24 protein-coding genes are annotated in these 21,861 nt (G+C 71.0%); 8 read left to right on the forward strand and 16 right to left on the reverse strand.

Features of this window, described 5'->3' with window-relative positions; genetic code table 11:
• From AOP78_RS12540 to AOP78_RS12555, 4 genes are all read right to left on the reverse strand, one after another.
• A complete protein-coding gene (locus AOP78_RS12540; RefSeq protein ID WP_062205303.1) occupies positions 1 to 1,233 on the reverse strand; it encodes an MFS transporter in 1,233 nt (410 codons plus the stop codon).
• Position 1,234: 1 nt separating this feature from the next.
• On the reverse strand, positions 1,235 to 3,121 hold the full coding sequence (locus AOP78_RS12545; protein WP_062205306.1) for a hydantoinase B/oxoprolinase family protein: 1,887 nt from the start codon (positions 3,119 to 3,121) through the stop codon (positions 1,235 to 1,237).
• Positions 3,122 to 3,134: 13 nt separating this feature from the next.
• The gene (locus AOP78_RS12550) at positions 3,135 to 5,234 is read right to left on the reverse strand and encodes a hydantoinase/oxoprolinase family protein (protein ID WP_062205309.1); all 2,100 of its coding nucleotides are present in this window, start codon (positions 5,232 to 5,234) and stop codon (positions 3,135 to 3,137) included.
• 331 nt (positions 5,235 to 5,565) lie between these two features.
• Positions 5,566 to 6,741 (reverse strand): pyridoxal phosphate-dependent aminotransferase, encoded by a 1,176-nt coding sequence (locus AOP78_RS12555; RefSeq protein WP_062205312.1) that lies wholly within the window; start codon positions 6,739 to 6,741, stop codon positions 5,566 to 5,568.
• 202 nt (positions 6,742 to 6,943) lie between these two features.
• Between AOP78_RS12555 and AOP78_RS12560 the strand changes: the two genes are divergently transcribed.
• Complete coding sequence (locus AOP78_RS12560) at positions 6,944 to 7,321, forward strand: phage holin family protein (RefSeq protein WP_062205315.1); 378 nt, start codon at positions 6,944 to 6,946, stop codon at positions 7,319 to 7,321.
• Here AOP78_RS12560 and AOP78_RS12565 read toward each other — a convergent pair.
• The 3 genes from AOP78_RS12565 to AOP78_RS12575 form a co-directional block, all read right to left on the reverse strand.
• Positions 7,296 to 8,231 carry a DMT family transporter gene (locus tag AOP78_RS12565; RefSeq protein WP_062205318.1) on the reverse strand — a complete coding sequence of 312 codons (936 nt, stop codon included), beginning with the start codon at positions 8,229 to 8,231 and terminating at the stop codon, positions 7,296 to 7,298. The two genes, AOP78_RS12560 and AOP78_RS12565, sit on opposite strands and share 26 nt — an antisense overlap.
• The gene (locus AOP78_RS12570; protein ID WP_062205321.1) at positions 8,228 to 8,824 is read right to left on the reverse strand and encodes a methylated-DNA--[protein]-cysteine S-methyltransferase; all 597 of its coding nucleotides are present in this window, start codon (positions 8,822 to 8,824) and stop codon (positions 8,228 to 8,230) included. The genes AOP78_RS12565 and AOP78_RS12570 overlap by 4 nt, the downstream gene beginning before the upstream one ends.
• 149 nt (positions 8,825 to 8,973) lie before the next feature.
• Positions 8,974 to 9,171 (reverse strand): BldC family transcriptional regulator, encoded by a 198-nt coding sequence (locus AOP78_RS12575; RefSeq protein ID WP_062205707.1) that lies wholly within the window; start codon positions 9,169 to 9,171, stop codon positions 8,974 to 8,976.
• 227 nt (positions 9,172 to 9,398) lie between these two features.
• Here AOP78_RS12575 and AOP78_RS12580 point away from each other — a divergent pair, with 227 nt between their 5' ends.
• The gene (locus AOP78_RS12580; RefSeq protein ID WP_062205324.1) at positions 9,399 to 9,602 is read left to right on the forward strand and encodes a DUF3073 family protein; all 204 of its coding nucleotides are present in this window, start codon (positions 9,399 to 9,401) and stop codon (positions 9,600 to 9,602) included.
• 133 nt (positions 9,603 to 9,735) lie between these two features.
• On the opposite strand, the gene purM is transcribed toward AOP78_RS12580, so the two are convergent.
• The 3 genes from purM to AOP78_RS12595 are packed head-to-tail and all read right to left on the reverse strand — an operon-like array spanning position 9,736 to position 12,868.
• Positions 9,736 to 10,842 (reverse strand): phosphoribosylformylglycinamidine cyclo-ligase, encoded by a 1,107-nt coding sequence (purM, locus tag AOP78_RS12585; protein WP_062205326.1) that lies wholly within the window; start codon positions 10,840 to 10,842, stop codon positions 9,736 to 9,738.
• Entirely contained in the window at positions 10,839 to 12,314 is a 1,476-nt protein-coding gene (gene purF, locus AOP78_RS12590; RefSeq protein ID WP_062205328.1) for an amidophosphoribosyltransferase, read from the reverse strand. Before purF ends, purM begins: the two co-directional genes overlap by 4 nt.
• A complete protein-coding gene (locus tag AOP78_RS12595) occupies positions 12,311 to 12,868 on the reverse strand; it encodes a DUF485 domain-containing protein (protein ID WP_062205331.1) in 558 nt (185 codons plus the stop codon). The genes purF and AOP78_RS12595 overlap by 4 nt, the downstream gene beginning before the upstream one ends.
• Before the next feature lie 200 nt (positions 12,869 to 13,068).
• On the opposite strand from AOP78_RS12595, the gene AOP78_RS12600 reads away from it, so the two are divergent.
• The 3 genes from AOP78_RS12600 to AOP78_RS12610 are packed head-to-tail and all read left to right on the forward strand — an operon-like array spanning position 13,069 to position 14,398.
• Positions 13,069 to 13,608 (forward strand): universal stress protein, encoded by a 540-nt coding sequence (locus AOP78_RS12600; RefSeq protein ID WP_062205334.1) that lies wholly within the window; start codon positions 13,069 to 13,071, stop codon positions 13,606 to 13,608.
• Entirely contained in the window at positions 13,605 to 14,033 is a 429-nt protein-coding gene (locus tag AOP78_RS12605; RefSeq protein WP_062205336.1) for a fluoride efflux transporter FluC, read from the forward strand. Before AOP78_RS12600 ends, AOP78_RS12605 begins: the two co-directional genes overlap by 4 nt.
• Entirely contained in the window at positions 14,030 to 14,398 is a 369-nt protein-coding gene (locus AOP78_RS12610) for a fluoride efflux transporter FluC (RefSeq protein WP_062205339.1), read from the forward strand. The genes AOP78_RS12605 and AOP78_RS12610 overlap by 4 nt, the downstream gene beginning before the upstream one ends.
• Before the next feature lie 57 nt (positions 14,399 to 14,455).
• Here AOP78_RS12610 and AOP78_RS12615 read toward each other — a convergent pair whose 3' ends face one another.
• The 4 genes from AOP78_RS12615 to AOP78_RS12630 all read right to left on the reverse strand — a co-directional run bounded on the left by AOP78_RS12615 (position 14,456) and on the right by AOP78_RS12630 (position 19,057).
• On the reverse strand, positions 14,456 to 15,328 hold the full coding sequence (locus tag AOP78_RS12615) for a glycoside hydrolase family 6 protein (RefSeq protein WP_160297639.1): 873 nt from the start codon (positions 15,326 to 15,328) through the stop codon (positions 14,456 to 14,458).
• 407 nt (positions 15,329 to 15,735) lie between these two features.
• Entirely contained in the window at positions 15,736 to 16,107 is a 372-nt protein-coding gene (locus tag AOP78_RS12620) for a sterol carrier family protein (protein ID WP_062205345.1), read from the reverse strand.
• Positions 16,107 to 18,434, reverse strand: coding sequence for a phosphoribosylformylglycinamidine synthase subunit PurL (gene purL / locus AOP78_RS12625; RefSeq protein WP_062205348.1), 2,328 nt, complete (start codon positions 18,432 to 18,434; stop codon positions 16,107 to 16,109). Before purL ends, AOP78_RS12620 begins: the two co-directional genes overlap by 1 nt.
• Before the next feature lie 194 nt (positions 18,435 to 18,628).
• Positions 18,629 to 19,057, reverse strand: coding sequence for a hypothetical protein (locus AOP78_RS12630; protein ID WP_062205350.1), 429 nt, complete (start codon positions 19,055 to 19,057; stop codon positions 18,629 to 18,631).
• Positions 19,058 to 19,170: 113 nt separating this feature from the next.
• On the opposite strand from AOP78_RS12630, the gene AOP78_RS12635 reads away from it, so the two are divergent.
• Together AOP78_RS12635 and AOP78_RS12640 are read left to right on the forward strand one after the other, a co-directional pair.
• A complete protein-coding gene (locus tag AOP78_RS12635; protein WP_062205353.1) occupies positions 19,171 to 19,995 on the forward strand; it encodes a sensor histidine kinase in 825 nt (274 codons plus the stop codon).
• Positions 19,992 to 20,489 carry a phosphoribosyltransferase gene (locus AOP78_RS12640; protein WP_062205356.1) on the forward strand — a complete coding sequence of 166 codons (498 nt, stop codon included), beginning with the start codon at positions 19,992 to 19,994 and terminating at the stop codon, positions 20,487 to 20,489. Before AOP78_RS12635 ends, AOP78_RS12640 begins: the two co-directional genes overlap by 4 nt.
• Before the next feature lie 20 nt (positions 20,490 to 20,509).
• Here AOP78_RS12640 and AOP78_RS12645 read toward each other — a convergent pair whose 3' ends face one another.
• Positions 20,510 to 20,782, reverse strand: coding sequence for a Txe/YoeB family addiction module toxin (locus AOP78_RS12645; RefSeq protein ID WP_062205358.1), 273 nt, complete (start codon positions 20,780 to 20,782; stop codon positions 20,510 to 20,512).
• The gene (locus AOP78_RS12650) at positions 20,779 to 21,033 is read right to left on the reverse strand and encodes a type II toxin-antitoxin system Phd/YefM family antitoxin (protein ID WP_062205361.1); all 255 of its coding nucleotides are present in this window, start codon (positions 21,031 to 21,033) and stop codon (positions 20,779 to 20,781) included. Before AOP78_RS12650 ends, AOP78_RS12645 begins: the two co-directional genes overlap by 4 nt.
• A 129-nt stretch (positions 21,034 to 21,162) precedes the next feature.
• On the opposite strand from AOP78_RS12650, the gene AOP78_RS12655 reads away from it, so the two are divergent.
• Positions 21,163 to 21,819 carry a response regulator gene (locus tag AOP78_RS12655; RefSeq protein ID WP_062205364.1) on the forward strand — a complete coding sequence of 219 codons (657 nt, stop codon included), beginning with the start codon at positions 21,163 to 21,165 and terminating at the stop codon, positions 21,817 to 21,819.
• Positions 21,820 to 21,861 lie beyond the last annotated feature (42 nt).

The raw sequence follows: 21,861 nt of genomic DNA on the forward strand, positions 1-21,861 counted from the left end.
TCATCCTCGGTCGGGCTGAGGCTCCATCGTAGCGGCGACCTGCGTCGCCGCCACGACTTCACGCACAGCGATCTCGTCGCGGTTCCTCACGAGCATCCCGATGCCCACGACGGCCATGAGGCAGACGAGCGTGCCCACCGTGACGGTCACGGCGACGAGGGACAGGCCGGTCAGCAGCACCCCGGTGAGGAGCACGAAGCCTCCGCCGAACAGGTAGGACGCGAAGTTGAGCCACGCATAGGCTCCACGTAGCCGGACCAGAGGGTTCACCCGGCGGGCGATCGTGTAACCCGCGGTCTGGGCGAGTCCCTGGGAGACGCCGGACAGCGCGGCCGAGACGAACAGGACCGCCACCGAGCCGACGACGAGCCCAGCGACGAGCAGGATCGCGGCACCGATCGAGGCGCCCATGCTCACCATGCCCTGCACCCCCGGCTCGACGGCGCGGAAGACGAGCTGACCCGTGAACGCGCTCGCGAAGACGACGAAGACCAGGAGTCCGCCGACCGTGCCGCTCGTCACGTCGAGGGCGTCGCGGATGAACCCGGATCCCACCGACATGTAGATCGCGCAGACGATGCCGGCGGTCGCGATCGGCGTCGCCGCGGTGAGCATAGCTCGCGCGGGCGTCCTCACGCCGCCGATGTCTTCAAGGCCCACCTCCTCGGCGGCGGTCGCGCGCGGCGACGACGCGATGGCGAGCGTGCGCATGCCCGAGACGATGAACACGACCATCAGCAGGGCGAACGCGAACTCGAGCACGAAGGCGGATTGGGCGGGGTTCGGGTTCAGATCAACGCCGATGCCGCCCAGGAGCGGGCCGAACGCAAGCCCCATCGAGGTCACCACGCTCGCGATCAGCGGTCCGTTGTCGCGTCCGCGGCGCTCCTGCTCCGCCGTCACCGCCGCCGAGCCGCACGAGGCGACCACGCCGACGGAGAGCCCGCTGAGGGCGCGCGCAGCGAGTAGCCACGCCGGCCCTGGCGCGACGGCGAACATGAGCGCGGCGGCGGCAGTCGTCGCCATCGAGCCCGCGAGCATGGGCCGCCATCCGATCCGGTCCGACAGACGTCCGATGCCGACGAGGCCGACGAGCACTCCTGCCTGGTACACCGCGAACAGGACGGTGGTGGTCGAGGCCGAGAATCCCATCTGGTCCTGCCACACCGGGTACACCGGGCTCGGCATGTTCGAGAGCAGGAACCCGACGAGGATGGCGAATGCGGCGGTCATCTCAGCTGGCCTCGGGCCACCACGCCGTCAGGACCTCCGGGTGCCTTCCTGCATCAGCGGACACCGTCCCGGCACGGAGGCTCGTGCGCAGCGCCGCAGTCGCATCGATGTCGACCGACAGGGTCTCCCATCGGGTCGGGTCACCCGCGAGGACCACGCCGTACGCCTCGCGCGCGCGCCCCACCGAGATGTACTCGTCGATGACGTCCTCGAGCACGCGCTCCGGCTCGCGCAGCAGCGGATCTCCGTAGCCTCCCGCGCCCGAGCCATGGGAGACGATCGCGTCGAACCGCTGCAGGTCGACCGAGGCGACATTGTCGTGGATCTGCTCCGAGCGGCCCCCAGGGCCGATCCGCCACGCCTCGGGTCCGCTGGCCTCCTGCCCGCCGCGCACACCCTTGGGCCTGTTGTCCACGCCGTCCATGTAGTAGCTGGACGTGGCGACCGCGTAGCGCGGGCCGTAGGCGGAGGACGTCCCCGTCGCGCCGCGGTTGTGCCCGGCGCCCTCGGAGTCGGGCCACACCGTCGCGCGCTGCCACACGATGAGGGGGTAGCGCTGCTCGACGATCTCGCTCGAGTCGATCAGGGGGAGCCCCCCACCCATGATGGTCGCGAAGGAGAGCCACCCATCCGCGTCGGCGGTGGCAGGACCGCCCGACGAGCCCGAGAACACCTGGAAGATGAAGTCCTCGTCACGGCGCGGGTCGACGCCGGCGATGACGCCCTCGTGAGGCGGGCAACCCAGCGGCGGCTCCGCGGCGGCGATCCCATCGGCCGTCATCTCAGCGAAGCCGGCGAGGATCATGCCTGCCACCCGATCGGTCACCGTGCGGGTCGCGACGGAGCATGACGCGGGGTGACGGGGGATGCCGACCACACAGTTCTCGCGGACCAGCACCTCGATCCGTCGGTGGCTCCCGGAGTTGTTGGGCACATGCAGCGTGGTGCTCTCCGCGTCAGTGTTGAGCACCATGAGCACCGCGGTGACCGCGGCGTTCATCGAGGACGCCTCCGTCAGATTGAGTCCCGTAGGGGTGCAGTCGGGGTTGTCGCGCAGGTCGACGATCACCCGACCCTCGTCCGGCAGCACCTCGATGTCGGCCTGCAGCGGCAGCCCGTCGGGCAGTCCGGGGAAGGCATCCATCTGCGTCTGCACCTTGTGAGTGCCCGCGGGCAGCTTGGCGATCGAGGCGGCGGCCATGCGCTCCCCGTAGTCGAGCCATGCCTCCACGAAGGCATCGAGCTCGTCATCGTTGTCGAAGCTCTCGCAGAACTCGTGAAGCCGCTTCTCCGCGAGTCGGACTGCTCCGAGCGATGCGAGGTAGTCGCCGTACCAGGTGTCGAACGCACGGATGCGCTTCTCACACATCCTGACGACGTCCTTGACGTCCTCGTAGTCGCGCTGGATCCGGACCGCGGGGAAGATGAGCGCACCCTCATGGTAGACGTCGCGGGCCGCCGGCATGTAGGTGGTCGGCTCCGAGTCGCCGCAGTCGACCTGGTGCGCCTTCGCGATCGCGGTGAACACGTGGCGCCCGCGGTGGAACACCGGGACAAGGAACGTGTGGTCCGCGGCATGGGTGTTGCCCATGTAGGGATCGTTGTGCAAGAAGCAGTCACCCTCGGTGAAGTCGGGGTGCATGTTCACCATGGCTTCGGCGACGAGCGAGGACCCGTAGACATGCACGGGGATGCCGCCGGGGGCCGACAGGAGCTGGTGGTCGGCGGAGGTGATCGAGCACGAGAAGTCGCGCGCGGCCATGGTCGTCGACCGCGCCGTACGGATCATCGTGTTGGTCATCTCACGGGTGATCGAATCGAGCCGGTTGGCCTTGATCGCCAGGGTGATCGGATCGATCACAGGGGAATCGGTGACAGTGGTGGTCATCTCGCAGCCCTCCTCAGGCCTCGTCGAGGGTGATCAGGTAGTGGGTGGGGTGCGCCACGGCGGTCGCGCCCGGGTCGAGCACGATGGTGGTGGTCGGCTCCTCGATCACGGCGGGCCCCTCGATCACGGTGCCGCTGGGGAGGTTCTCGACGCGGTAGACGCCGCCGTCGTACGTGGTCGAGCCGAATCGCATCGGGCGGGTGTGGGGCACGGGGGGCTCCCCGTCATGGAGGGCCATGGCGAGGTTCGGCTTCGGCCGCACGACACGCCCCTCGGCGCGCCAGGAGACGACCTCGAGCGGCGCCCCGGGCTGGTTGACGGAGAAGAACTCCAGGTGAGCGGTGTCGAACGCGTCGTGCAGCGTCGCGAGCGCCACAGGATCACGGAAGTCAGGCCTCTCGCCGAGGTCGACATCGATCTCCCAGATCTGCGCGTCATAACGTGCCTCGGCCAGATAGCGCTTGTGCCGCTCGCCCTCGTGGTCCACCTCGGCGAGGAAGGCATCAAGCTCGCGGTCGAGCTCGTCGATGGTCGAAGCCGCGAGCTCGTGGTCGAACTGCTTGGTCGCGAGGTATCGGCCGGCCGACACAGTCATCGAGATGTCGGTGCACTGGCCGCCGACTGCGGACAGCCCCGAGGCGAGGCGGGGGACCAGAATCTCCCGGACGCCAAGGTCGCGGGCGATGCGGACGATATTCATGCCCGCCGCGCCACCGCCGGCGACGATCACGCAGTTGCGCACGTCGATGCCCTGGCTCACGGTCATGTCGGTGGTGAACCCGCGCATGCTCTCGGAGGCGATGCGCAGCACGGCCTCGGCCGCCTCCTCGATACTCATGCCCAGCGCCTCGGCGACCTCGGAGCGGAACGCCTCGCGTGCCGCCGGGAGGTCGAGGGTCATGCGACCGCCGAGGAAGTTCTCGGGGTCGAGGTAGCCCAGCACGAGCGCTGCGTCGGTCACCGTGGGGCGCGCGCCACCCCTGCCGTAGCACGCAGGTCCGGGCTGAGCCCCGGCGCTGATCGGGCCGACCTGCAGGAGGCCGCCCTCGTCGATGTAGGCGATAGACCCGCCGCCGGCGCCAAGGGAGCGGGTGTCGACGGCGGGAAGCCCTGTCATGTGCCCGGTCCACTCGTCCCCGAGCCACTTCTCGCGGGTGTACAGGATGTTGCCGTCGCGCACGAGGCTCACGTCGTACGACGTGCCGCCGGTGTCGACGACGATGACCTGACGCCCGACCGCGGCCTCCTCGAAGCCGCTGTAGGCGATGCCGGCGACGGGCGCGAGCGCGGGGCCCGAGTCGATGGTCTGGATGGGGCGCTCCGCCATCTCCTCGAGACTCATGACTCCCCCGGACACGTGCGTCACCATCAGCGGCTCTCCGGCGAAGCCGAGCTCACGGAACCGACGCTCGAGCGAGTGGAGGTGGTCACGCATGAGGGGCTTGATCGACGCATCGATCGCTGTCGCCGAAGCACGGCGGTACTCGCGCACCACGCCGTTGACCTCATGCGAGAGGGAGAAGGCCACGCCGGGCAGCTCCTCAGCGATCAGCTCACCGATCCGCTTCTCATGCGCAGGGTTCACGATCGAGAAGGTGAGGGAGACCGCCACCGCCTCGACCTCGAGCTCCCGCAGCCTGCGCAGCACGCCCCGAACCTCGTCCTCATCGAGCGGGACCACGATCTCGCCGTCGCTGAGGACTCGCTCCTTGAGCTCGAACGTGTAGCGGCGCGGGATATAGGGCTCGGGATACGCGGATGCGAGGTTGTAGGGCTCAGCCTTGCCGCCCTCGCGGTAGAGCAGCACGTCGCGGAAGCCCGCGGTCGTGAGGAAGGCGGTCTTCGCAACCTTGCCCTCGAGCACCGCGTTGGTGGAGCGCGTGGTCGAGTAGACGAATACCTTGGTCTGCTCGAGCAGCTCGCCGAGTGTCATCCCATTCGCGCCCGCGGCAAGCTCGATGGCCGCGGAGATGCCGACGAAGAGGTCGTCGGGCGTGCTCGACGACTTGTACAGGCCCAGCACGCGCTGGCTGTCCGCAAGGATCAGGTCGGTGAAGGTGCCCCCCGTGTCGACCGAGATGGTGAACGGCGGCTGGAGATCTGGTGCAGGCATGGCATCGACTTTCGGTTCGTGTCGACGGCGCACGGCCCGCGATGTCAATGTTGGCGGGATGCGACCGTCTAGATGAACAAAAGACTAGTCACAGCCCTTCCGAATGATCAATTTGCGCGCCAAGAGTTCACATGACGGAAATATCCGGGGTCTCCCCCGTCATCTGGAGGCAACACAGCGCGGGCGCCCTGTGGTGAGCAGCGAGCGTCAGGAACGTCGACGGGAGGAATCCGGGCACAGGCGTCGACAGCGTGTCCAGGTCGCACGGACGCCCGCGAGCACAGACATCCTCAGATCGACGATCCTGACGCCTAAGCGCCGCGCACCGCTCTCAGGAAGAGGATCCTGACGTCTCGCGCACCATCATCCGGCCGATGCCAGCGATCCCGGCGAGGATGTCCGCATCGTCCGCAGCCAGGGCGAGCCGCACCCAGCCGTCGCCCGAGGCGCCGAAGGTGAGCCCGGGCGCGACCGCGACGCCCTGCTCCGCGAGCAGCGTGAGCGCCCAGTCGTCGACGCTCATGTCGCCCGCGAGCTCACGCACATCGATCCACAGGTAGAACGCCCCGGTCGGCATCACGTAGGGGATCCCGAGCCGCTCGAGCTCGGCGACCGCCAGGTCGCGCCGCCGCTCGTAGGCCGCCCGCATCTCCTCGACGCAGTCCTGCGGACCGGTGAGCGCCGCGAGCGCGGCCTTCTGCGCGGGAGCGTTGACGCACGACAGCACGGGCTCCTGCAGCTTGCCGGCGAGGTCGGCGAAGGCCGGCGGCGCGACCAGGTAGCCCACGCGTACTCCCGTCATCGCGTACGTCTTGGAGAACGAGAACGTGGAGATCACGACGCCCTTGGTATCGAAGACCGCGGGAGACACGTGCTCCACGCCGAAGGTGAGCGCGTCGTAGCACTCGTCGGAGATGAGCCAGATGTCGTGCCGCTCGGCGAACCGCACGAGCGCCTCGAGGGTCGCCGCGTCATACACGAGGCCGAGCGGGTTCGACGGGCTGTTGACGATGATCGCCCTGGTGCGGTCCGTCACGAGCGCCTCGAGCTCGTCGATCTGCGGCACGAAGTCGTGATCGGGCCGGAGCACGTAGGGAACGGCCACGCACTGCAGCATGTCCATCGCCATCGCGTAGTTCGGCCAGCCGGGGTCGGGGACGAGCACCTCGTCGCCCGCGGTGAGCATCGCGGAGTACGCGACGAACAGCGCCTCCGCGCCCCCGGCCGTCACGACGATCTGGTCCGGAGTCACCTCGAGGCGGTTCACGCGCGCGAGCTTGTCCACAAGCGCGGACCGCAGCTCGGGCACGCCCATGTTGGAGACGTAGTGCGTGAAGCCCTCCGCGTAGGCCTCGCCCGCGGCCGCGAGGACATGCTCGGGCGGGACGAAGTTCGGCTCGCCCACGTGCATGCCGACGAACGGCTTGCCTGAGGCCCAGGCGGCGTCCATGATGCGGCGGATCCCCGACCGGGGCATCCTCTCGGCGAATGGCGAGATCTCGGGCATGCGTGCTCCTTCCACAGGTGGCGGCGGGAGCATCGGCGCGCGGGGCCGGTCCGGCGTCCTCGCTCTGCGGACAGGTTGCCAGATCGCGGGCGCGCAAGGCCAGGGCCAGCGGCGGGACGAGTGGCCCGATCGGCCTCACGCGTTTGCGGCGAACCGCCGATAGACGATGTACTAGGACTATCCGACTCAGGGGAGCCAAGAAATGTCGTCCTTCGCCAAGTCCGCCGCCAGCTCGCTGTTCACGGGCCTCGTCGGTCGGTACCAGACGATGCTCAAGATCGAGCTCGACCGCGCCAAGGCGGAGGTTCAGGAGAAGCTCAAGCAGATCGGCATCGGCGCGGCGCTCCTTGTCGCCGCGGGCGCGTTCGCGTTCTTCCTGTCGCTGCTGCTGCTCACGGCGGCCGTCGCGGGCCTGTCCACGGTGTGGCCGGTGTGGCTGTCGGCCCTCACGATCGCGGGCGGCGTCCTGCTGATCATCCTGATCCTGGTCGGGGTCGGCGTCTCGAAGATCAAGAAGAACTCCGACCTCATGCCCACGGAGTCCATCGACAACGTCAAGAAGATGTTCGCGTGGGAGTAACCGCCTCGGTCGCGGCCGCGCGCGGCTGACGGCCCGCGAGCCACACGCCCACCAGGACCACGACGGCGCCCGCCGCCTCGTTCCAGTGCAGCCGCTCCCCGAGCACGAGCACGCCCAGGAACGTCCCCACCACGGGGGTCAGGTACGTGACGGACGATGCGGTGGTCGCGCCCGCGAGCTTCACGAGCCGCCAGTAGCCCATGTAGGCGAAGGACGTGCCGGCGACGCCGAGCGCGATGACCCCCCACAGCGCCACGGAGTCGAGCGCGAAGGCGCCCGGTTCCGGGCTCCCCGAAGCGAGGGCGAACGGCGCGAGGATCACCGCGCTCGTCGCGATCTGCGTGGCCGACAGCACCGCGTGGGACTCGTCGAGCCGCGCGAGCAGGCGACGCGACAGCGTCCCGCCGATGCCGTAGCAGGCGGTTCCTGCCAGCATCAGCACGACGCCGAGCGCCGAGAACTCCGCGACGTTCCACACGCCCACGAGGATCGCGATGCCCGCGACGCCGATCAGCAGGCCCACCAGCTGGGCGCGCCCGATGCGCTCGGCGGGGATCAGCAGCGCCACGAAGAACGCGGTCCACAGCGGCGTGGTTGCGTTGAGCATGCTCGCAAGGATGGACGTGACGTGCTGCTGCGCCATCGGGATCAGCACGAGCGGGATCCCGGACATGAACAGGCCGACGAAGCCGACGGCGAGGACGTCCTTGCGGGTCAGGGTGGGCCGCCTTCGCCCGATCGCGACGACCGACCACAGGACGAGAGTGCCCACGACGAGCCGCCCGAAGCCGACCTGGCTCGGCGAGAAGGACCTCAGCGCGAGCTCGATGAAGAGGAACGACGATCCCCAGCCCAGGGCGATCAGGGGGATGAGCGGCGCCCACTGGCGCGCTGGCGCGGCCTGCGTCACGCGGCACCCCCGAACATGGACGATGCGGGGGCCGGGTCGGTCTCCTTCGCGGAGGCCTCGATCAGCGGCAGCCGACCGGCGGGCGCACCCGCCTCGAACGCGAGCATCGACGCCTTCACGCCCACGCCTCCGAAGCCGTAGGAGCCGAGCACCCCGCCCGCGCGGATCACGCGGTGGCACGGCACGAGGACGGCGATCGCGTTGCGCGCGCATGCGGTGCCGACTGCGCGCATCGCCCGCGGCCGGCCCGCGGACGCCGCGAGCTCCTGATAGGAGACGGGCTCACCCGCGGGCACGTCGCGGAGCGTCTTCCAGACCTCCTGGAAGAACTCGCCACCGGGCTGCTCGACGGGGACGGACGCGATGGCGCCGAGGTCTCCGCCGAGCCACGCGTGAACGGCCGCCACCGCATCGTCCATCCCCGCCTCGACGATGCGTCGAGGCGCGTACGGCGCGGCGAGGCGCATCCGCAGCTCGCGGTCACCCTCGTCGAGCCCTGCGGCTCGCACCACGCCGTCCTCGGGCGTGGCGAGCATGCGCAGCACTCCCCAGGGGGTGTCGACCTGGGCGGCGTGAAGGGGGGGCTCCGTCATGAGAGCAGGCTAGAGCGCCCCGTGGGTGCCAGCATCCGAGCAAGCGGATCCGGCTCCCGCCGGGCGCGCTGAGGTCAGCGCGAACCACACCGCAACGCTGCGGCTCGAGCCGACCGGGGCGCCCTCGCGCCCCGGCTCCCGGTGGATCCCTACTGCTGCTCGCGCGCCTGCGTGAGGAGGGCCTGAACCTCAGCCTCGCGGAAGCGACGGTGCCCGCCCAGCGTGCGGATGGAGGACAGCTTGCCCACCTTCGCCCAGCGCGTCACAGTCTTGGGGTCTACGCGGAAGATCGCGGCCACCTCACTCGGGGTGAGCAGCTTCTCCGGCTCCTGAATCGTGTCAGCCATCATGTCCAATCCCTCAGTCTCGTCGGGTTCCTTTATGGGGGGTTCATGTCGTGAACACCCTTTGAGAGGGCCCAACAGACCAATCATGACGCGAAAGATGAAAATTCGGCGGATATAGCACAGATAGGCAGTCGCGACGAGGTGAACGGGCGTTGTAAAGTATGGGGGAACTCGACACGCAGGGCCCGCGGAGGACGCGCGCCCGAACCGTTGGAAGGGACGGCGACATGGGGCGCGGCCGTCAGAAGGCTAAGGACGCGAAGATCGCGCGTCAGCTGAAGTACACGAACCACAGCTCTGATCTGCGGGACCTCGAGCGCGAGCTCATGTCCGGCGGCCAGGGCATGGGCGGCGCCAAGCCGGTCGTGACTCAGGACGACTCCGACGATGACGACGAGTACGTCGACCGCTGGGCGGACGACGAGGACTAGTCCTCTCACTGCGTGAGCGGACCCGGGGCGCGCCCCGGGTTCTTTCGTCGCGTCCGAGCCCGGGACGCACGCCGGGCCAGCCCGAGCATCGTCCCTCCCCCCGCAGGCCGCTCATGCCTGCGTTCCGCGCGGCTCAGCCCAGGCGGTACGCGCCGCTGAGGTTCACCGCTCCGCCCGTGACGCCCTTCGCACCACGCACGGTGTCGGGTGAGGCGATCCGGCCGTCGTCCGCGCTCACCGAGCCGAGCACCCACGCGGGCACACCGGCCGCGGCCGAGGCCGCGATGAGGCCGTCCGCATCGTCTGCCGACACGATCGCGACCATGCCGACGCCCATGTTCAGCGTCGACTCGAGGTCGTGCCACGGCACCGCGCCCGCAGCCTGCACCAGGGAGAACACCGGGGGCAGGTCCCACGAGTCGCGCGCGACGGACGCCGCGAGCCCCGCCGGGATGATGCGCGCGACGTTCGCCGCGAGCCCTCCGCCGGTGACGTGCGACAGGGCGTGGAGCCCGTCAAAGGATGCGGCCAGGTCCACGCACAGCCTCGCGTAGATGCGCGTCGGCTCGAGCAGCTCGGCACCGACGCTGCGGCCCAGGTCGTCGACGTGCGTGTCGAGCTCCCAGCCGGCATGCGCGGCGACGCGGCGCACGAGCGAGTAGCCGTTCGAATGCAGCCCGGACGATGCCATGGCCACCACGACGTCGCCCGCGGCCACGCGCTCGGGGCCCAGGAGCTTGTCCGCCTCGACCACGCCGATCGCGGCGCCGGCCACGTCGTAGTCCTCGGGGTCCATGACGCCGGGGTGCTCGGCGGTCTCGCCGCCGACCAGGGCGGTGCCGGCGAGCTCGCAGCCCTCCGCGATGCCGCGGACGATGTCGGCGATGCGCTCCGGCACGACCTTGCCGCACGCGATGTAGTCCGTCATGACCAGGGGCTTCGCGCCGCACACGACGATGTCGTCGACGACCATCGCGACCAGGTCCTTGCCGATCGTGTCGTGCACGTCCAGCTGGCGCGCGATGACGATCTTGGTGCCGACACCGTCGGTCGAGGAGGCGAGCAGCGGCCGCTTGTAGTCCTTGAGCGCCGAGGCGTCGAAGAGCCCCGCGAACGCGCCGATCCCGCCGAGGACCTCGGGGCCGTGCGTGCGCGCGACCGCGTCCTTCATCATCTCGACGGCCTTGTCGCCCGCCTCGGTGTCGACGCCGGCGCCGGCGTACGTGATCGGCTCGCTCATCGGGCGACCTCCTCGCGCTGCTCGAGCAGCAGGTGACGGGCGTTCACCGGAGGCTCGATCGGATACTCGCCCGTGAAGCACGCGGTGCACAGGCGCTCCTGAGCCTGGCTCGTGGCCTTCACCATGCCCTCGAGCGAGATGTAGCCGAGCGAGTCCGCGCCGAGCTGGTCGCGGATCTCGTCCACGGTGTGGCCCACCGCCGCGAGCTCGGTGCGCGTGGGGAAGTCGATGCCGTAGAAGCACGGCCACTGCACGGGCGGCGAGGAGATGCGGACGTGCACCTCGGCGGCGCCGGCGTCGCGCAGCATCTGCACGATCGCGCGCTGCGTGTTGCCGCGGACGATCGAGTCGTCGACGACGACCAGGCGCTTGCCCTCGATCACCTCGCGCAGCGGGTTGAGCTTGAGGCGGATGCCGAGCTGACGCAGCGTCTGCGACGGCTGGATGAACGTGCGACCCACGTACGAGTTCTTGACGAGCCCCTGGCCGAACGGGATGCCCGAGGCCTGCGCGTAGCCGACCGCCGCGGGGGTGCCGGACTCGGGGGTCGGGATGACCAGGTCGGCCTCGACGGGGTGCTCGCGAGCGAGCTCGCGGCCCATCTCGAGGCGCGAGGCCTGCACGGAGCGGCCCGCGATCGTGGTGTCCGGGCGGGCAAGGTAGACGTACTCGAAGATGCAGCCCTTGGGCTCAGGCTCCGCGAACATCTGCGAGTGCACGCCCTCGGCCGTGATGGTGAGGAACTCGCCGGGCTCGACCTCGCGCACGAACGTCGCGCCGACGATGTCGAGCGCGGCGGTCTCCGAGGCGACGACCCAGCCGCCGCTCGCGAGCTCGCCGAGCACGAGCGGACGCACGCCCTGCGGGTCGCGCGCGGCGTACAGCGTGGTCTCGTCCATGAAGACGAAGGAGTACGCGCCGTTGAGGTGCGGAAGGAGCTCGAGCGCGACCTCGGTGAGCGAGTCGCCCTCGCCTCCGAGCAGGGCGGTGACGATGGCCGTGTCGGTGCACTTGCCGCCCTTGAGGTCGAGCCGCTTGGGATAGCCCTCGCGCTCGATCAGCAGGTCGATGAGCTCCTGCGTGTTGGTCAGGTTGCCGTTGTGGCCGAGCGCGACGGTGCCGTTCGCGGTCGGGCCGAGCGTCGGCTGGGCGTTCGCCCACGTCGATGCGCCCGTGGTCGAGTAGCGCGCGTGGCCGACGGCGATGTGCCCGGTCAGCGCCTCGAGCGCGGCCTCGTCGAAGACCTGCGACACCAGGCCCATGTCCTTGAAGACCAGGATCTTCTCGCCGTCGGAGGTCGCGATCCCGGCCGACTCCTGGCCGCGGTGCTGAAGCGCGTAGAGGCCGAAGTAGGCGAGCTTGGCGACCTCCTCGTTCGGCGCGTAGACGCCGAAGACGCCGCACGCGTCCTGCGGGCCCTTCTCCCCCGGCATGACGTCGTGGTTGAGAAGGCCGTCGCCGCCGCGCCTCATCGGGTCTCGCTTTCGTCGGTGGTGTCGGCCTCGGGGGCCGCGGTGGTGTCTGAGGTCTCGGCGGCCTGCGCCTCGGCCGTCACGTGCACGAAGGTCTCGCCCTCGGTGGGGACGTGGGGCGCCTGCTGCGCGAGGAGCTCGGCCTTCTCGGCGTCCGCGCGCTTCGAGGCGCGGTCGTCGGCGGTCACGACGTAGACGCCCGTGATGACGCCGCCGATGACGCCGAAGCCGAGGCCCACGAGCAGGCCCGCGATGACGCGTCCGCCGGTGACCGCGTTCGGCAGCAGCGAGCCCAGCAGGAACCCGATCGCGGCTGGCGTGCCCGCGCCGGTCAGCAGGATGCGGCTGAACCTCGGCGCGTGACGCACGACGGCGGGAACCGCGTCGGTGAGCTCCTCCTCGGTCGGCGCCGCCGTCTCGACGTGCTCCGCCGAGGTGCTCTCGGAGTGCACGGAGTCCTGGGTCGGCTCTGCAGCGTCGTTGGCGTCGCCGGGTGCGGTCACGAGGTCGTCGTCCGCAGCGGTGACGTCCTCAGGGCGGGGGGCGTCGCTCACGGGACAAGTCTAGGCGGTGTCAGGTGAGCCGGGGACGATGCCGCCTCGGGCCACGCGGATCGCCTCCACCCACGGGTGTAGCCTCAAGAGCAGGCCAGAACCTACCAGGGGCGTTCAACCCTTGGCTGCCGAGCGGCCGCGGACCGGCTCTCGACGTGGGCGCGCAGGCGGGCAGTCCGTGCCCGGGAAGGGACCCAGCGATGAATCAGACCCCTCCGCAACCCAGCGTCTCCCGACTTCCCGGCTTCCGCGCGCAGCCGCTCGTGGTCGGCGTCCTGCCCGAGACCTCGCCGATCCTCATCCACGCCGCCGAGGGGCTCGCACTCGGCCTCGACGCGCCCCGGCTGTGCTTCGCGTACGTCGACCCGACCAGGGTGCTCGTCGAGGAGCGGCCCGACGGCACGGTCGTGCACGCCCCCATCGACACCGACGCCGACGACTCCGCCTGGCTCGAGCGCCGCGACGCCCTCACCTCGCACCTCAGGGATCAGCTCGCGGGCACCAACGTCGCATGGGAGCTCCACTACCTCGCGGGGCGCCCCGACCGCGCGCTCACCCACCTCGCGCGCGCCGTCGACGCCTCCATGATCGTCGTGGGAAGCCGCGGGCCTGGCTGGGTCGAGCACGTCAAGGAGTCGCTCGAGGGGTCCCTGACCGCCCACCTCACCCAGCACCAGCATCGTCCCGTCGTGACCGTCCCGCTCAGCGTCGTCGACTGGAAGGACGCGGTGGTCAGGTGAGGACCACCCACCCCGCGGTCGTGACCGCGGCAGTGATCGTCGGCGCCGCCGTGGGGACCACCGGGCGCGCCACCCTGGGGCACGCCCTTCCCACCGCGGACGGCGGCGTGCCCTGGGCGACGCTCCTCGCCAACGCGGTCGGTGCCCTCCTGCTCGGGATCCTCGTCGAGTGGATCGCGCGCATCGGCGACGCCGGCGGCTGGAGGCTCGCCCGTATGGGGCTCGGCACCGGCGTCATGGGCGGCTTCACGACCTACAGCTCGTTCGCCGTGGAGACGACTCACCTGCTCGAGGGCGGACACGTCGCGATCGGTGTCGGGTACGCACTGGGCAGCCTGGTCGTCGGGATCGTGTGCGCCGGGGCAGGGCTGTGGATCGGCGGACGGCTTCCTCACCCCGCGTCCCGCGAGGCGGTGGCCTCGTGACGCTGCTGCTCACGGCTCTCGCCGGTGGACTCGGAGGCGCCGCCCGCTACTGGGCGGACACCGGGGTCGGCCGCGTGAACCGCACCGCGTTCCCCTGGGGCACGTTCGTCGTGAACACCACGGCCTGCCTGTTCCTCGGCGTGCTCGCAGGGTTCGTCGACTCGCACACCGCGCCCGAGGCGACACTCGCCATCCTTGGCACCGGGTTCGCGGGCGGCTACTCGACGTTCAGCACCGCGCTCGTCGAGACCGTGCGCCTGATGCGCGCGGGCGAGTGGCGCATGGCCGCGGCGCAGTGCCTCGGCATGGTGGTCGCGGGCGTCGCGGCGGCGGTCGTGGGCCTCGCGATCGGGACCGCGATCTAGAGGTCGCGCCTCGTTGGACCCTCTGCGGCGCCGCCCGGCCAGGACGCCGGCTCCCGGTCAGCCCGCGTTGCCCGCGAGCTCGAGCGCGATCTCATCCCACCACGCCCCGGCCGCCGGCCCGCCGTTGCACTCCCCGTCCGACTCCCCCGGCACCTTCGCCCACACCGTGGCGATCATCCCCTCGGTCGCCCCGGTCAGCCCGGGGTTCTCGCCGAGCGCACGCCCGCGCGGGTTGCACCACTCGCCGGTCGAGCCGTTGCCGTTGCGCGACGTGTCGACGATGTACGGGAGCCCGACCTGCGCAGCGACACGTTCACCCCACGCCTGCTCGTCGGCCGTCGTGTTGTAGTTCGACGTGTTCGTCGCGAACCCCGCCAGATGCTCGGTACCGACCTTCTCGATCCGGGACGCGATCTCGTCGGAGCTCTGCCAGCCCGAATGCCCGACGTCGAGGAACACCTCCGCCCCCGCATCGTCCAGGATGGCTGCCGCCTCCGCGAGGAAGGCCACGCGATCGCCCTGGCCGTCGCAGTCTCCGAGGCTCGCGAGCCCGTCGGGCTCGAGGATGACCCACGTGGTCGCGCCGTCCGCGAGGCCCGCGGCGACCTTGCCCACCCACGCCACGTACTCGTCCTCCTCGGCGCCGCCCGCGCTGTACAGGCCGCAGTCGCGACCCGGGATGTTGTAGACGACGAACAGCGCGATCTGATCCGCCGCCGTCGCCGCGTCCGACACCTCGGACACGACCGAGGTCACATCGTCCGCGCCATTGAGCCACACGGCGATCGGCTGGGAGGCGATCCGCTCGATCAGAGCCGCGTCGTCGTCCCGCCCCTCGTCGAGGGCCGCCTGGAGCGCGGAGTCGACCTGGTTGGGCGCGTCGTAGAAGGACGAGGCGGCGTGATCCGTGGCCGTGGCGTCGTTGCTCATGCCCCCATCCTGGGTCCCCGTGGCCGTCGCCGCAGGATCCGGCGTCGACGAAACGGTTTCCTCGGCAGTGGCGGTGGCGGCGCCCGTGCTCGGCGTCGCGCTCTCCTCGACGGACGCGTACGTGCAGGCGGTCAGCAGCGCTCCGATAGCGATGGCTAGCGCCGGGCGACGCAGCATCGTGCCCCCTTCCGGCGGCCACCCCTGACCGCGCGCCACCATCGTGGCACACGCGTCGCGGGCGATTCCTGACACAGCGCGCGCCGCGGGCGCGGCGTGTCGCCCGCGACACGCCGGACGGTAGCGCAGCGCTGTGTCAAGAAGTGTCCGCGCGAGGGCGCGAACGGGCAGATGCGAGAGGGCCCGGAGTCGGGAGCGGGGGCCGGGACGCGCGGCTCAGCCGCGACGCGTCAGACCAGAGGCAGCAGATGCGTCAGGTCCGCGCGCTCGCCCGAGGCCTGGAGAGCGCCCGAGGAGAGTGCGTCGTCCCAGGCGAGCGAGCCAGTCGCGAGCGCGAGCCAGGTGGCGGCGTCCGTCTCGATCACCGCGGGCGGGGTGCCGCGGGTGTGCGTGGATCCCTCGATGCACTGGACCGCGCCGAACGGCGGCACGCGCACCTCGACCGAGCGGCCGGGCGCACGCGTGCCGAGCTCCTCGAGCGCGTACCTCACTGCGGTCGCGAGCGTCGTGCGGTCGACGGCGGCGCCGGATTCGACGCCGGCCCGCCACGCCTCGACGGCGCCGCGGCCGGCCGCGACCGGGATGCGCCGGCGGGGAGCCATCAGGCGAAGCGCTCGGGGAGCGTGGCCTTCCAGGCGTCCTCGATCTCGGACAGCGGCAGCGCGAACAGGCCCTGGAACTCGAGCGCGGCCTCGGAGCGGGACTCGCGGTCGTAGGTCACGCCGACGCGCAGCGCGGGCACGCCGCGCGCCTCGAGCATCGCGGTCCAGCGGGGCTCCTCGGTGCGCGGCACCGAGACGAGCACACGGCCCTGCGACTCGGACAGCAGCGCCTGCGCGGCGGTCACGCCGTCGCGCTTGCAGACCTCGTCCACGACGATGCGGGCGCCCACGCCGTAGCGCAGCGCGCCGAGCGCGGCGGCGGCGACGAGGCCGCCCTCGCCGACCTCGCGCGCGGCATCGATCAGGCCGTCGCGCGACGCCGACACCATGACCTCGGCGAGCGTCTTCTCGTACGCGTAGTCCACGACCGGCGGAAGGCCGCCCAGGTGACCCTGGAGGGCGGCGAACTGCGAGCCGTCGAGCTCGTCGCGCGTGGTGCCGAGCAGGTAGAGCACCTGTCCGCCCTCGCGCCAGCCCGACGGGGTGGCGCGCGTGACGTCGTCGAAGACGCCGAGGACGCCGACGATCGCGGTGGGGTTGATCGACGAGTCGATCTTCCCGGGCTCGCCCGTGCCGTTGTACAGCGAGACGTTGCCGCCCGTGACGGGGACCTCCATCGTCTGGCACGCGTCGGCGAGGCCGCGGATGGCCTCGGCGAACTGCCACATCGAGTCGGGGTCCTCGGGCGAACCGAAGTTGAGGCCGTCGGTGATCGCGACCGGGGTCGCGCCGGCGATAGCGACCGCGCGGTACGCGGCGGCGAGCGACTGGCCCGCGCCGTTGTACGGGTCGAGCTTGGTGTAGCGGTCGTTCGAGCGGGTGGCGATCGCGACGCCGCGGTTCGTGGCCTCGTCGACGCGGATGACTCCGACGGTGTCGGGGCGGGCCATCGCGGTGTTGCCCTGGACGTAGCGGTCGTACTGGCTCGTGACCCACGAGCGGTCCGCGAGGTTCGGGGACGCGAGCAGCTCGACGGCCGCGGCGCGCAGCTCGTCGGGGTCCTCGGGAAGCGACGGCGCGTGGTCGGCCTGCAGCGCGTCCATCCAGGCGGGGCGCGCGTAGGGGCGGTGGTAGGTCGGGCCCTCGTGGGCGACCGTGCGCGGGTCGACGTCGACGATGCGCTGGCCGTGATGGTCGATCGTGAGGCGACCGGAGTCGTTGACCTCGCCGACCACTGCGGTCTCGATGTCCCACTTGCCGGTGATGGCCAGGAACTCGTCGAGCTTTTCGGGCGACACGACCGCCATCATGCGCTCCTGCGACTCCGACATGAGGATCTCGCCGGCGTTCAGGGTGGGGTCGCGCAGCAGGACGTCGTCCAGCCACACGTGCATGCCGCCCGAGCCGTTGGACGCGAGCTCCGACGTGGCGCACGAGATTCCCGCGGCGCCCAGATCCTGGATGCCGGTCACGACGTCGGCCGCGAACAGCTCGAGGCAGCACTCGATGAGCACCTTCTCCATGAACGGGTCGCCGACCTGGACCGAGGGACGCTTGGCGGGCACGCCGTCCTCGAACGTCTCGGACGCGAGGATCGAGGCTCCGCCGATGCCGTCGCCGCCCGTGCGGGCGCCGAACAGGACGACCTTGTTGCCCACGCCCTCGGCGGAGGCCAGGTGGATGTCCTCGTGCTTCATGATGCCGACGCACAGGGCGTTGACCAGGGGGTTTCCCTGGAAGCACGAGTCGAAGACCACGCCGCCGCCCACGTTGGGCAGGCCGAGCGAGTTGCCGTAGCCGCCGACGCCGGAGACGACGCCGTGGACCACGCGGGCGGTGTCGGGGTGGTCGATCTCGCCGAAGCGGAGCTCGTCCATGACGGCCACGGGGCGCGCGCCCATCGCGAGGATGTCGCGGACGATGCCGCCGACGCCGGTCGCGGCGCCCTGGTAGGGCTCGACGTAGGACGGGTGGTTGTGGGACTCGACCTTGAACGTCACGGCCCAGCCGTCGCCGATGTCGACGACGCCCGCGTTCTCGCCGATGCCGACCATGAGGTGCTTCTTCATGTCCTCGGTGGTCTTCTCACCGAACTGCTTGAGGTGCACCTTGGAGGACTTGTACGAGCAGTGCTCCGACCACATGACGGAGTACATCGCGAGCTCCGCGGCGGTGGGACGGCGGTCCAGCAGGGAGACGATGCGGTCGTACTCGTCCGCCTTGAGGCCGAGCTCGGCCCAGGGCATCTCCTCGTCCGGCGTCGCGGCGGCGTTCTCGACGGTGTCGGGCACGTGCGCGGGCGCGGCAGGGGTGGTGGTCTCGGTCATGGGAGAAAGTCCTCACGGGAGTGTGTCCGGCGATGGATTACCTCCTCAGCGTACCCGCGCGCGCGGCGCCCAGGCGTCCGCGAGCCCCGCCGACCCGGTTCGTCCAGGGGTGATGGCACGCATCCGCGCGGGAACTCGGCGCGCGGGGCCGTCCCGCTTCCGCGCCTCGGCTCAGCCCGCGCGGGCGCGGAGGGTCAGCCCGCCTCGGCGTGCGGCGCCGCGAGCGCGGCGACCGCGTCGCGCGCGGTGCGCAGCACGTCCTCCCACACGCGGCCGGGCGCGGTCACGTGAAGGTGCAGGCCACCCTCCCAGGTGTAGCCGTCGGATCCCACCCGCTCCGCGATCGCGGGCGCGAGGTCGGCGAAGGCGTCCCCGAGCGCGACGGGCGCCTGCTCGGAGATCAGCAGGACGTGAGTGCGGCCCTCGAGACGCGACGTGCCGCAGTCGGAGATGAAGGCGCGCACGCCCGCGACCGGGTGAGTGCGGTTCTCGAGCGCCTCGCCGGGGTGCCTCCCGGGCAGCGCTGCGAGCGGCGCCCCCGTCTCGACGCCGGGACTCCACTGCGCATCGTCCTCGAGCGCGCCCGCGAGCGCGGCGAGAAGCGCGTCGTCGTCGCCGTCCATACCTCATCCTTCGTCACGAACCGGTCCCTCCATGAGACCTCATGGAGGACGAATTCGCACCCGGTGACAATCCGGCCACGGCCAGGGACGATGCGCGGGCCTAGGGTGGCCCCATGATCTGGCTCGCGTGGGTGGTCGCCGCGGGCGCCCTCGCGCTCTCGGCTCGGCTGTGGTGGCGCCTGCGCGAACAGGTGCGTCGCGGGCTCGAGCTCGAGGAGGCACGCGAGCGCGAGGCGGCCGCCGCGCAGGAGCTCGCAGCCTCGACAGAGCGAGCCAGGATCGCGCGCGAGATGCATGACGTCGTGGCCCACACGCTGTCCGTCGTGGTGGCGCAGGCCGACGGTGGACGCTTCGCGGGGCGCACGGACTCGGATGCCGCGCTGCGCAGCCTCGACACGATCGCCGACGTGAGCCGCGCCGCGTTGACCGAGATGCGCGCGCTGCTCGGCGTGCTGCGCGAAGGCGACACCGAGACGCAGATGGGCCCGCAGCCGTCCCTCGCGGACGTGCCCGCGCTCGTCGCCGCGACGCGCGAGGGCGGCCTCGACGTCAGCTACGTCACCACGGGCACCCCGCGCCCCGTGCCGATCGGCGCGGGACTGGCCGTCTACCGCATCGTCCAGGAGGCCCTCACCAACGTCCTCAAGCACGCGGGTCCGTCGCCGAAGGCGTTCGTGCAGCTCAGGTGGGAGGACGACGGGCTCACCGCCACGGTCTCGGACGACGGCCGCGGCGCGGCGGCGAGGGGCGACGGCAACGGCAACGGGATCGCGGGGATGACCGAGCGCGCGAGCGCCTTCGGGGGCTCGCTGTCCGCTGGGCCGAAGGCGGGCGGCGGCTTCCTGGTCCGCGCGCGTCTGCCCCTGGGACCGCGGGAGGGTAGCCTCACGTCATCGCCTGCCACCGCGGCCGGCCCGACCCCGGGAGAAGACGCATGACCGACGAGCGTGAGGTTCTCACCTGGCAGGGCTACGGCGACGCGTCGCGCGAGCTGGCGCAGATGGTCGTGGACGACGGCTACGAGCCCGACGCGGTCGTCGCGGTCGCGCGCGGCGGCCTGCCCGTCGGCGGCGCGATCTCCTACGCGCTCGGCACCAAGGGCGTCGGCACGCTGAACGTCGAGTTCTACACAGGCATCGACGAGCGCCTGCCCGAGCCCGTCCTGCTGCCGCCGCTGCTCGACACGGACGCGATGAAGGGCCTCAAGGTGCTCGTCGCGGACGACGTCGCGGACACCGGCGAGACCCTCGCGCTCGTGAAGAAGCTCATGGAGGCGCACGCCGCCGAGGTGCGCACCGTGGTGCTGTACGCGAAGCCGCGCTCGGTGATCGATCCCGACTACGTGTGGAAGCGCACCGACAAGTGGATCACCTTCCCGTGGTCGGCCCTGCCGCCTGTCACGCCTGGGAAGCCGCACCCCGAGCAGGGCTGACGGCGTCGTCTCACAGGCCGCTACTCGTAGTGGAAGCGGCAGGCGGCGATGCGCAGCTCGTCGCCGACCACCTTGTAGACAAGTCGGTGCTCCGCGGTGATCCGCCGTGACGCGTAGCCGCTCAGGCCGTGCTTCAAGAGCTCCGGCTTGCCGAGACCAGCGTTCGGATCGCCCTCGTCGACCCCACGAATGATGTCTCGTACGAGCGCGTTGATCCGCTTGAGAAGCTTGCGGTCCGCCTGCTGCCAGTGGAGGTAGTCGTCCCACGCCGACTCGTCCCAGACGAGCCTCACGCCTCGACCAGGTCCTGCTCCGTTCCGGCACCGGCCTCGAGCCGCTCGATCGACGCGAGGAGGCGGCGCGCGTTCGCGGGATTCTGCAGGAGGTAGGCAGTCTCCTTGAGAGACTCGTACTCCTCGAGGGAGACGATCACCACGGGCTCGTGCCCCGCACGCGTGATGACGACCTCCTCACGGTCGTCCACGACGGAGTCGAGCACGCGCGCGTAGTTCTCACGCGACTGCGAGTACGACATGGTCTTCATCTCTGCCTCCTTGTACAGAAAAGCGTACGTCCGCCCACAAGCCGCGGTCAACGTCGTTCGACCGTACGCAACCGGCGCCAGCATCGTCCCGGCATCCACAGCCGACACGGGGACCGGCATACTCTCCCCATGACCATCAGAGTCGCCCTGGTCGACGACCAGCAGCTCATCCGCGCGGGCTTCCGCATGGTCGTGGACTCGCAGCCCGACATGGAGGTCGTCGCCGAGGCCGGAGACGGCGCGACTGCGGTCTCGACCTTGGTGGCCCTCGACCCGCCCGCCGACGTGGTCCTCATGGACGTGCGCATGCCCGGCATGGACGGCATCGCTGCGTGCGAGGCGCTGACCGCGTCGTCGCCGGCCCGCGTCGTCATCCTCACGACCTTCGACCTGGACGAGTACGTCCTCGCCGCGATCCGCGCGGGCGCGTCGGGCTTCCTCCTCAAGGACGCCCCGCCCGAGGACCTGCTGAGCTCGATCCGCACGGTGCACGCGGGGGACGCTGTGATCGCGCCGTCGTCCACGCGCCGCCTGCTGGACCGCGTCGCCGCGCTGCCCGAGCCGACCGACGACTCCCGCCTGGACGGCCTCACCGACCGCGAGCGCGAGGTGCTCACGCTCATGGCGCGCGGGCTGTCCAACCAGGAGATCTGCGCCGAGCTGTACCTCGCCGAGCCCACCGTCAAGACCCACGTGGGCCGCGTGCTCGCGAAGCTCGGCGCGCGCGACCGCGTCCAGGCCGTCGTCATCGCGTACGAGACGGGGCTGGTCTCGCCGCACGCGTGAGCCTGGCGCGGGACGCTCAGCGCCCGCCAGGACGATGCGGGA

It is taken from the genome of Demequina salsinemoris (assembly GCF_000974805.1).
GTDB lineage: Bacteria > Actinomycetota > Actinomycetes > Actinomycetales > Demequinaceae > Demequina > Demequina salsinemoris.

Excerpts from the sequence above, each read along its gene's own strand:
- AOP78_RS12640 (WP_062205356.1), top strand. The coding sequence starts at position 19,992 with ATGACCGACGAGCGTGAGGTTCTCACCTGGCAGGGCTACGGCGACGCG.
- AOP78_RS12540 (WP_062205303.1), bottom strand. The coding sequence starts at position 1,233 with ATGACCGCCGCATTCGCCATCCTCGTCGGGTTCCTGCTCTCGAACATG.
- AOP78_RS12635 (WP_062205353.1), top strand. The coding sequence starts at position 19,171 with ATGATCTGGCTCGCGTGGGTGGTCGCCGCGGGCGCCCTCGCGCTCTCG.
- AOP78_RS12630 (WP_062205350.1), bottom strand. The coding sequence starts at position 19,057 with ATGGACGGCGACGACGACGCGCTTCTCGCCGCGCTCGCGGGCGCGCTC.
- AOP78_RS12555 (WP_062205312.1), bottom strand. The coding sequence starts at position 6,741 with ATGCCCGAGATCTCGCCATTCGCCGAGAGGATGCCCCGGTCGGGGATC.
- AOP78_RS12570 (WP_062205321.1), bottom strand. The coding sequence starts at position 8,824 with ATGACGGAGCCCCCCCTTCACGCCGCCCAGGTCGACACCCCCTGGGGA.
- purM (WP_062205326.1), bottom strand. The coding sequence starts at position 10,842 with ATGAGCGAGCCGATCACGTACGCCGGCGCCGGCGTCGACACCGAGGCG.
- AOP78_RS12615 (WP_160297639.1), bottom strand. The coding sequence starts at position 15,328 with ATGAGCAACGACGCCACGGCCACGGATCACGCCGCCTCGTCCTTCTAC.
- AOP78_RS12550 (WP_062205309.1), bottom strand. The coding sequence starts at position 5,234 with ATGCCTGCACCAGATCTCCAGCCGCCGTTCACCATCTCGGTCGACACG.
- purL (WP_062205348.1), bottom strand. The coding sequence starts at position 18,434 with ATGACCGAGACCACCACCCCTGCCGCGCCCGCGCACGTGCCCGACACC.
- AOP78_RS12620 (WP_062205345.1), bottom strand. The coding sequence starts at position 16,107 with ATGGCTCCCCGCCGGCGCATCCCGGTCGCGGCCGGCCGCGGCGCCGTC.
- AOP78_RS12600 (WP_062205334.1), top strand. The coding sequence starts at position 13,069 with ATGAATCAGACCCCTCCGCAACCCAGCGTCTCCCGACTTCCCGGCTTC.
- AOP78_RS12580 (WP_062205324.1), top strand. The coding sequence starts at position 9,399 with ATGGGGCGCGGCCGTCAGAAGGCTAAGGACGCGAAGATCGCGCGTCAG.
- AOP78_RS12575 (WP_062205707.1), bottom strand. The coding sequence starts at position 9,171 with ATGGCTGACACGATTCAGGAGCCGGAGAAGCTGCTCACCCCGAGTGAG.
- AOP78_RS12655 (WP_062205364.1), top strand. The coding sequence starts at position 21,163 with ATGACCATCAGAGTCGCCCTGGTCGACGACCAGCAGCTCATCCGCGCG.
- AOP78_RS12545 (WP_062205306.1), bottom strand. The coding sequence starts at position 3,121 with ATGACCACCACTGTCACCGATTCCCCTGTGATCGATCCGATCACCCTG.
- AOP78_RS12560 (WP_062205315.1), top strand. The coding sequence starts at position 6,944 with ATGTCGTCCTTCGCCAAGTCCGCCGCCAGCTCGCTGTTCACGGGCCTC.
- AOP78_RS12650 (WP_062205361.1), bottom strand. The coding sequence starts at position 21,033 with ATGAAGACCATGTCGTACTCGCAGTCGCGTGAGAACTACGCGCGCGTG.
- purF (WP_062205328.1), bottom strand. The coding sequence starts at position 12,314 with ATGAGGCGCGGCGGCGACGGCCTTCTCAACCACGACGTCATGCCGGGG.